General features: G+C 70.6%; 8 protein-coding genes and 1 pseudogene. 2 read left to right on the top strand and 7 right to left on the bottom strand.

The features are described 5' to 3' along the window. Both E3T23_RS14200 and kynA read right to left on the bottom strand, forming a co-directional pair. Positions 1-207, bottom strand: a pseudogene (locus tag E3T23_RS14200) (hypothetical protein); the annotation flags it as partial. 7 nt (positions 208-214) lie between these two features. Beyond that, entirely contained in the window at positions 215-1,069 is an 855-nt protein-coding gene (gene kynA, locus E3T23_RS14195) for a tryptophan 2,3-dioxygenase (protein ID WP_134371190.1), read from the bottom strand. 134 nt (positions 1,070-1,203) lie between these two features. On the opposite strand from kynA, the gene E3T23_RS14190 reads away from it, so the two are divergent. Next, positions 1,204-1,920: a TetR/AcrR family transcriptional regulator gene (locus E3T23_RS14190; protein WP_134371186.1), complete on the top strand. Its 717-nt coding sequence runs from the start codon at positions 1,204-1,206 to the stop codon at positions 1,918-1,920. 114 nt (positions 1,921-2,034) lie between these two features. On the opposite strand, the gene E3T23_RS14185 is transcribed toward E3T23_RS14190, so the two are convergent. From E3T23_RS14185 to purD, 4 genes are all read right to left on the bottom strand, one after another. Continuing rightward, the gene (locus E3T23_RS14185) at positions 2,035-2,862 is read right to left on the bottom strand and encodes a VOC family protein (protein WP_134371188.1); all 828 of its coding nucleotides are present in this window, start codon (positions 2,860-2,862) and stop codon (positions 2,035-2,037) included. Between the two features lie 99 nt (positions 2,863-2,961). Further along, a complete protein-coding gene (locus E3T23_RS14180) occupies positions 2,962-3,345 on the bottom strand; it encodes a VOC family protein (protein ID WP_134371184.1) in 384 nt (127 codons plus the stop codon). Between the two features lie 12 nt (positions 3,346-3,357). Further along, complete coding sequence (locus E3T23_RS14175; RefSeq protein WP_134371182.1) at positions 3,358-4,332, bottom strand: phosphoribosylaminoimidazolesuccinocarboxamide synthase; 975 nt, start codon at positions 4,330-4,332, stop codon at positions 3,358-3,360. A gap of 262 nt (positions 4,333-4,594) precedes the next feature. Next, positions 4,595-5,863: a phosphoribosylamine--glycine ligase gene (gene purD, locus E3T23_RS14170; RefSeq protein ID WP_134371180.1), complete on the bottom strand. Its 1,269-nt coding sequence runs from the start codon at positions 5,861-5,863 to the stop codon at positions 4,595-4,597. Between the two features lie 273 nt (positions 5,864-6,136). Here purD and E3T23_RS14160 point away from each other — a divergent pair, with 273 nt between their 5' ends. Then, a complete protein-coding gene (locus E3T23_RS14160; RefSeq protein WP_134371176.1) occupies positions 6,137-6,496 on the top strand; it encodes a sterol carrier family protein in 360 nt (119 codons plus the stop codon). Positions 6,497-6,746: 250 nt separating this feature from the next. Here E3T23_RS14160 and E3T23_RS14155 read toward each other — a convergent pair. Beyond that, positions 6,747-7,006: PfkB family carbohydrate kinase (locus E3T23_RS14155; RefSeq protein ID WP_241977976.1), on the bottom strand; the 260-nt coding region annotated here is incomplete at its 5' end.

Below are 7,006 nucleotides of genomic sequence, written 5' to 3'. Positions count from 1 at the left end.
CGCTTCCGCTTCCGCCGCCGTCGGCGCCCCCGCCGGCGGTGTCCACCCGCCGAGGTCGAGCACGCGCGCGACGCCGCCCGCGGTGAGCGGCGCCGGGTCGATCAGCGCGAAGTGCACATGCGCGTCGAGAAAACCCGGCAGCACGGTCAGGCCGGCCGGCCCACCCGGCCCGGCCGGCGCCGACCCGCCCGGCCGGCCCCCGGTCATCCGTGCCTCATGTGCCGAGTTCGGTGCGCACGGCGAACAGCTCGGGGAAAAAGGTCAGCTCGAGCGCCTTCTGCAGAAAGGCGGCGCCGCTCGACCCGCCGGTGCCGGTCTTCATGCCGATGATGCGCTGCACGGTCTTGAGGTGCCGGAACCGCCAGAGCTGGAAGTTGTCCTCCAGGTCGACGAGTTCCTCGCAAGCCTCGTAGGCACCCCAATGCTCGCTCGCGTTCTCGTAGATCTCGCGGAACGTGGCCACGAGTTCCGGATGCAGCACCCACGCTTCCGTGACGTCGCGCTCCAGCACGGATGCCGGGATGGAGAACCCCTGCCGGTGCAGGTAACGCAGGAACTCGTCGTAGATGCTGGGAGCTTCGAGCATCTCGGAGAGGAGCGCGTGCGCATCCGGGTCGTTTTCGAACACGCTCAGCATGCGCCGGTTCTTGTTGCCGAGCGCGAATTCGACGGCCCGGTACTGGTACGACTGGAACCCGGAGGAGTTGCCCAGGAAGTGCCGGAATTCGGCGTATTCGCTGGGCGTGAGCGTGGCCAGAACCGACCACTGCTCGGTCAGGGTGCGCTGGATGTGCTTGACCCGGGCGATGCATTTGAGGGCCGGGGCGACCTGGTCCTGGCGGAGGAACGCGGCCGCGGCGCGCAACTCGTGCAGCACGAGCTTCAGCCACAGCTCGGTGGTCTGGTGCTGGATGATGAACAGGAGCTCGTCGTGGTGCTCGGGCGCGCTGACCGGCTTCTGCGCGCCGAGCAGGGTGTCCAGATCGAGGTAGGAGCCGTAGCTCATCCGCTCCCGGAAATCGGTCACGATCTCGGGATCGAACTCGCGGGTGTTGTGCTCGACCGGCATGGTGCTCCGTTTCATTCGGGGGCTGACTGCATTCTGCGGGACAGGCCCCGCCCGGCGCAACCGGCTGGCACCCGGCTGGGGGTCGTGGAGGTCAGCCTCCGCGACGCCAAGGTTCGGGTCGTAGAATCGAGTTCATGAATTCGCCCGAATCGACCCCGCAGGATGGGGCGCAGCCCCGACGGCGTGACGCCCGGCAAAACCGTGAGCGTCTCCTCATCGAGGCGCGGGCGCTGATCGCCGTGCATGGTGTGGACGCCTCGCTGGAGGAGATCGCCCGCCGCGCCGACGTGGGCGTGGCCACGCTGTACCGCAACTTTCCCACCCGGGACGACCTCGTGAGGGCCCTGCACGACATCTCCCTCGCCGAGCTGGCCTCGGTGCGCGACGAGATCGCCGCCGCCCCCACCGCGTGGGACGGCATCGTCGTCTACACCGAACGCGTCGCCGAGTGGCTGGTCGCCGACCCGTCGCTGCCGCCCATCCTCAAGCGCATGGAGACGATCGACCCGGCCCGCGGCAAGGCCGCCTCGTTCAGGGCAGTGCTGTCGGGCCTCGTGACGCAGGCCAAACGTGACGGTGACCTTCGAACGGATGTCGATGCGGTCGACCTGGCGGTCCTGGTCACCATGGTGGGTTCACTCGGCACCCTCGGCGGCGGCTACACCGGCCAGTGGCGGCGCCAGCTGTCGATCGTGCTCGACGGGCTGCGGACCGTCGACCGGGACCGGCCCAAGCTGCCGGGACGCCCGCTGGGCGCCCGGGAGTACCAGGCGGCGGTGCACGGCCTGAGCCGCCGGGCCACCCGGGCGGCCTCGAGTGGCGGTAGCACGGCGTCCGGAGCGGGCGCCTAACCGCGCCGAGCTCGGATGTAGCGGCTAGCTCGTCGAGAGTCGCCACTTCTGCCGAGAGTCGCCGCCCGAGTGGGTCGCCTCGGCGCAAATGGCGACACTGGGCGGATTCGCGGGCTACTTCGCGCGCACCACGATCTGGTTGCCCCACGGGTCGTCGAACCCGAGGGTCTGCCCGTCGTGACGGGTCTGCACCCCGAAGTGGGACATCCGTTCGTTCAGGGCAGTGATGTCGTCGGTGCCGGGCAGGACGATGTCGACCTCGCCGAGCCCGAGGGCCAGGCGGCGTTTGCCGGAGCCGGCGCTGTTCCAGGTGTTCATGGCCATGTGATGGTGGTAGCCGCCGGCCGAGACGAACAGGGCCGAGCCGCCAAGGCTCGCCGTGGCCTCGAAGCCGAGGCGGTCCACGTAGAACTCGCGGGCCGTGCCCACGTCGCCGACCGAGAGGTGCACGTGCCCGACGATGGCGTTTCCGGTCGACGGATGCGCCTGGCCGTCGCGGGTCAGGTGCTCGCCGATGAAGGTGTTCGGGTCGAGGTAGAGGGTGGCCATCTCGACCTGGCCGTGGGACCAGCTCCACTCGGTGCGGTCGCGGTCCCAGTACAGCTCGATGCCGTTACCCTCCGGGTCGGTGAAATAAAAGGCCTGGCTGACCAGGTGATCGGCGCTGCCGGTGAACGATCCCGGATGCGTCGTGCCCACCGAGTAGACGGCCGCGGCGAGCTGCGCCTGCGTGTCGAAGAGGATGGCGGTATGGAACAGGCCGCTGGAGCGGGGCTCGGCGGCGGCCAGCTCCGGGGCGTGCTGCAGAATGACGATCGGCACGGTTCCGCGGCCGAGCACGGCGACCGGCCCCTCGTGGCTCTGCAGGTCGAGGGTCACCGCGTCACGGTAATACGTGATCATGGCGTCCAGGTCGCCCACGCGCAGGGTGACCGCGCCCATACCGGTGGACGCGGGCAGCAGGTCGTTCGCAGATCGATTCACACTGGCCTCAACGGATGATCCGGGCCGGGTATTCCGGCCGCGGCGCCCGGGCGCCGGCTACCGCTCGTCTTCGTGGAGCTGGATCAGGTTGCCGCAGGTGTCGTCGAAGATGACGGAGGTGCCGTCGGCATCCGTGCTGGGGGCGCCGGCGAACTGAACGCCCAGGGTGCGCAGTCGCTCGTACTCGGCCTGCACATCCGGGGTGCCGAACACGATGGCCGGCAGACCGAGGCCGCGGAGGCCCTGCGCGTACTTCGCGGACACCCTGTTGTCGTTGGGCTCGAGGAGAAGGCCGACCCCGTCCGGATCCTCCGGCGACTTGACGACGTAGAGCTGATGCTCGGGGATGGTCATCAGCTTCTCGAATCCGAGAACGGACGTGTAGAAGTCGAACGCGGCGGCGGGATCGTTCACGTGGACACTGCACATCTTGATTCGCATGGCCGGAGCGTATCAGTCTGCTGCGCGGGGCCGCCGGGGTGTGACGCCCCGCGACGCCGCGTGCGTCAGCCGCTCCAACAGGTCCAGGTAGCGGGCCGCCGTCTGCGCGATGATCTCCGCCGGGAGCGCCGGCGGCGTGCCGGTCAGGTCCCAGTGAGCCGCGAGCCAGTCGCGCACGATCTGTTTGTCGAAGCTGGCCATCCGTTGTTCCGGGGCCCGGCCGGACTGCCAGAGGGCGGCGTCCCAGTAGCGGCTCGAGTCGCTGGTCAGCACCTCGTCGGCGAGCGTGATGACGCCCGTGACGCGGTCGGCGCCGAACTCGAACTTCGTGTCGGCCAGAATGACCCCGGCCCTGTCGGCGATCGCCGAGGCGCGTCCGAAGATCTCCAGCGACAGGCGGCGCAGCTCGTCGGCGACGGATGCCCCCACCAGCTCCACCGTGCGCTCGAACGAGATGTTCTCGTCGTGCTCGCCCATCGGGGCCTTCCACGCGGGGGTGTAGATGGGCTCGGGCAGGCGGTCACCGTTCTGCAGTCCGGCCGGCAGTGGGATGCCGCACACCGTCCGGCCGGCCTGGTATTCCTTCCAGCCCGATCCGGTCAGGTACCCGCGCACGACGCATTCGATTGGGAACATGTCGAGGGTCTTGCAGAGCATGGCGCGCCCGGCGACGGCGGCCGGGATCAGGCTGGTCACGGCCCCGTTGACGGTATGGTCCGGGACAAGGTGGTTGGGGATGCCCGCGAGCTGGTCGAACCACCAGAGGCTGAGGGTGGTGAGCAGGTCACCCTTTCCCGGGATACCGGGCTCCAGCACGTGGTCGAACGCGCTGACGCGGTCGCTGGCGACCACGAGCACGCGTGCGGCGGCCGCGAGGTCGGCCGCGGCATCCGGAACGTAGAGGTCGCGCACCTTGCCCGAGTAGGCGTGGCGCCATCCCGGGAGGTCGAGCGGGGCGGATGCGGCGGGCTGGGCGAGTGCGGTCACGGCTACATTCTTGCGCACCGGTCGGTGCCCGCGCCAACGGGAGGCAGGCGGGATTGGCGCCTCTGTCCGGCGGAACGTGCATAACTCCTGCTATTCGTGGCCCGGCGGTCAACTCACCGCGTGATTCCGGGCCTTCGCCGAAACGGCACAAGAAATTGCAGGAGTTCTGCACGTCGCGGCCCGGCACCAGGAGCGATGGGAACGGATCTGGCCCTCTGCGGGGCGGCCCAGCCGAGCCGGCCGGGCGGTCGGCCCTGCTGACTCAGTCGGCGACGCGGGCGGCGATGTCGGTGCGGTACTGCGAGCCCTCGAGGGTGATCAGGGCAAGGGCCTCGTAGGCGCGGGCGCGGGCATCCGTGAAGCCGTCACCGACAGCGACGACACTGAGCACGCGTCCGCCGGTGGAGACGAGGGTGTCGTCGACGACGGACGTCGCCGCGTGCGCGATGGTGACGCCGGGCACAGCGGATGCCGCGGCCAGGCCGGTGAGGGCGCGTCCGGTGAGCGGCGCATCCGGATAGTTCTCGCTCGCCAGCACGACCGTGACGCAGGCGTCGGCCGAGAATACCGGGCGGGCCAGGCCGCCGAGGCCACCGGTGGACGCCGCGAGCAGCAGACCCGACAGCGGGGTGACCAGCCGCGGCAGAACTACCTGGGTTTCCGGGTCGCCGAACCGGGCGTTGAATTCGATCACCCGGATGCCCTCGGCCGTGAGAATGAGGCCGCAGTAGAGCAGCCCGATGAAGGGGGTGTCCTCGGCGGCGAGCTGGCGCACGGTCGGCAGCGCGATCGTTTCGATGACCTCGTCGACGAAGGCCTGTTCACTGCCGAATTCGGCGTCGAGCCAGGGCAGCGGTGAGTAGGCACCCATCCCGCCGGTGTTCGGGCCGAGGTCGCCGTCGGCGAGGCGCTTGTAGTCCTGGGCGGGGGAGAGCGGCAGCACGCTGTGGCCGTCGCTGAGCAGGAAGAGGGAGACCTCCGCCCCGTCGAGGAACTCCTCGATCAGCACGCTGCCGTGCTGCAGCCAGTAGGTGGCATGGTCGATGGCGGCGGCTCGGTCCACGGTGACGAGCACGCCCTTGCCCGCGGCGAGGCCGTCGGCCTTGACCACGTAGGGAGCCCCGAATTCGTCGAGCGCGGCCGTGGCTTCGGCGAGCGAACCGGCACGTTCGGCGCGTCCGGTGGGCACGCCCGCGACATCCATGATGCGCTTGGCGAAGGTCTTGCTGCCTTCGAGGGCGGCCGCGGCCCGGCCCGGACCGAAGACCGGGATGCCTCGCGTGCGCAGAGCATCGGCGACCCCGGCGACGAGTGGAGCCTCCGGCCCCACCACCACGAGCTCGATCCCGTTGAGGTTCGCATAATTCGTGACCTGCTCGGGGTCGGCCGGGTCGAGCGGAACCACCGGCACATCCCGGGCGATGCCGGCATTGCCGGGCGCCGCCACGACGTCGTGCTGAGGCTCCTCGCGGAGCAGCGCGGTGATGATGGCGTGCTCGCGGGCACCGGAACCGAGGACCAGAATCTTCACCTCGTCAGGTTAGCGGATGCCGCNCGGAGCAGCGCGGTGATGATGGCGTGCTCGCGGGCACCGGAACCGAGGACCAGAATCTTCACCTCGTCAGGTTAGCGGATGCCGCCACACCCCGCCCGGGTGGGGCGCCCCGGCTGCCCGGGGTCGCGCCGAGGGCCCCGGCGTGCTGCGCGGGTGCTGCGCGGGTGCTGCGCCGCTGCGCGCGTGGCGTGCCATACGCGCAGCGGCGCAGAATGCGCGTGGGGTGGGGACAGGAGGCAGACTGGAGGCATGGCACGAGCGAGGATCGACGACGGCGTGGGATGCGCGGCGGTGCGCGAATACGCGGCGCGGCAGGGCGAGGCGAGTCGGGACATCCGTGCCCTCGCGGTTCGATACACGCTGCAGCTGCTCGCCGAACAGGCCGCCGGCAACACCCTCGAGGTGCGGGTGCCGCCGTTCGGCGCGGTGCAGTGCATCGCGGGGCCGCGCCACACCCGCGGCACACCGCCGAACGTCGTCGAAACGGATGCCCCCACCTGGCTCGCCCTCGCCACCGGCACCCTCTCCTGGGCCGACGGCCTCGCGACCGGGCGCATTGCCGCCTCCGGCCAGCGCGCCGACCTCGTCGGGCACCTGCCCCTGCTCTGAGCGCCTCTCGACCCTTCAGTCATTCCTCGACGTCGAGACCTTCATGAGACTGCCACGCGACCATTCCTCCCCCTCGCCCGTCGCCCGCCTCCCACCTCCGCGAGAGCGGGTGAATCGTCGGTACGGCGCGCCCAAAGCGACGATTCACCCGCTCTCGCGGCCGGTGGGCGGCCGGTGGGCGTGCGGTGGGCGGCCGGGCAGCGAGAGGGACGGGGAACGTGGGCGGGAGTGGGCAAGGGGACGGAGGCGCTCAGGCGAGGATCGCGGCGACCTCGGCGAGGGTCGGCATGGAGGCGGTGGCTCCCCGACGGGTGACCGAGACGGATGCCGCGACCGTCGCCCAGCGCACCGCGTCGATCATCTCCGCTTCGGTGATGCCCGCCGTGCCCCCATGCGGGAGCGGTGATGCGCCCTTCGCCGGCGCGCGCGGCACCCCTGCCGCCAGCCGGGCCACCAGCGCGCCCACGAAGGTGTCGCCGGCGGCGGCCCGGTCGACGACGCGCGCCGGCC

It is taken from the genome of Cryobacterium cheniae, from assembly GCF_004403395.1.
In the GTDB taxonomy this organism is placed as follows: domain Bacteria; phylum Actinomycetota; class Actinomycetes; order Actinomycetales; family Microbacteriaceae; genus Cryobacterium; species Cryobacterium cheniae.
Note: the sequence above shows the minus strand (reverse complement) of the source record. Positions and strands in the feature narration are given on the sequence as shown.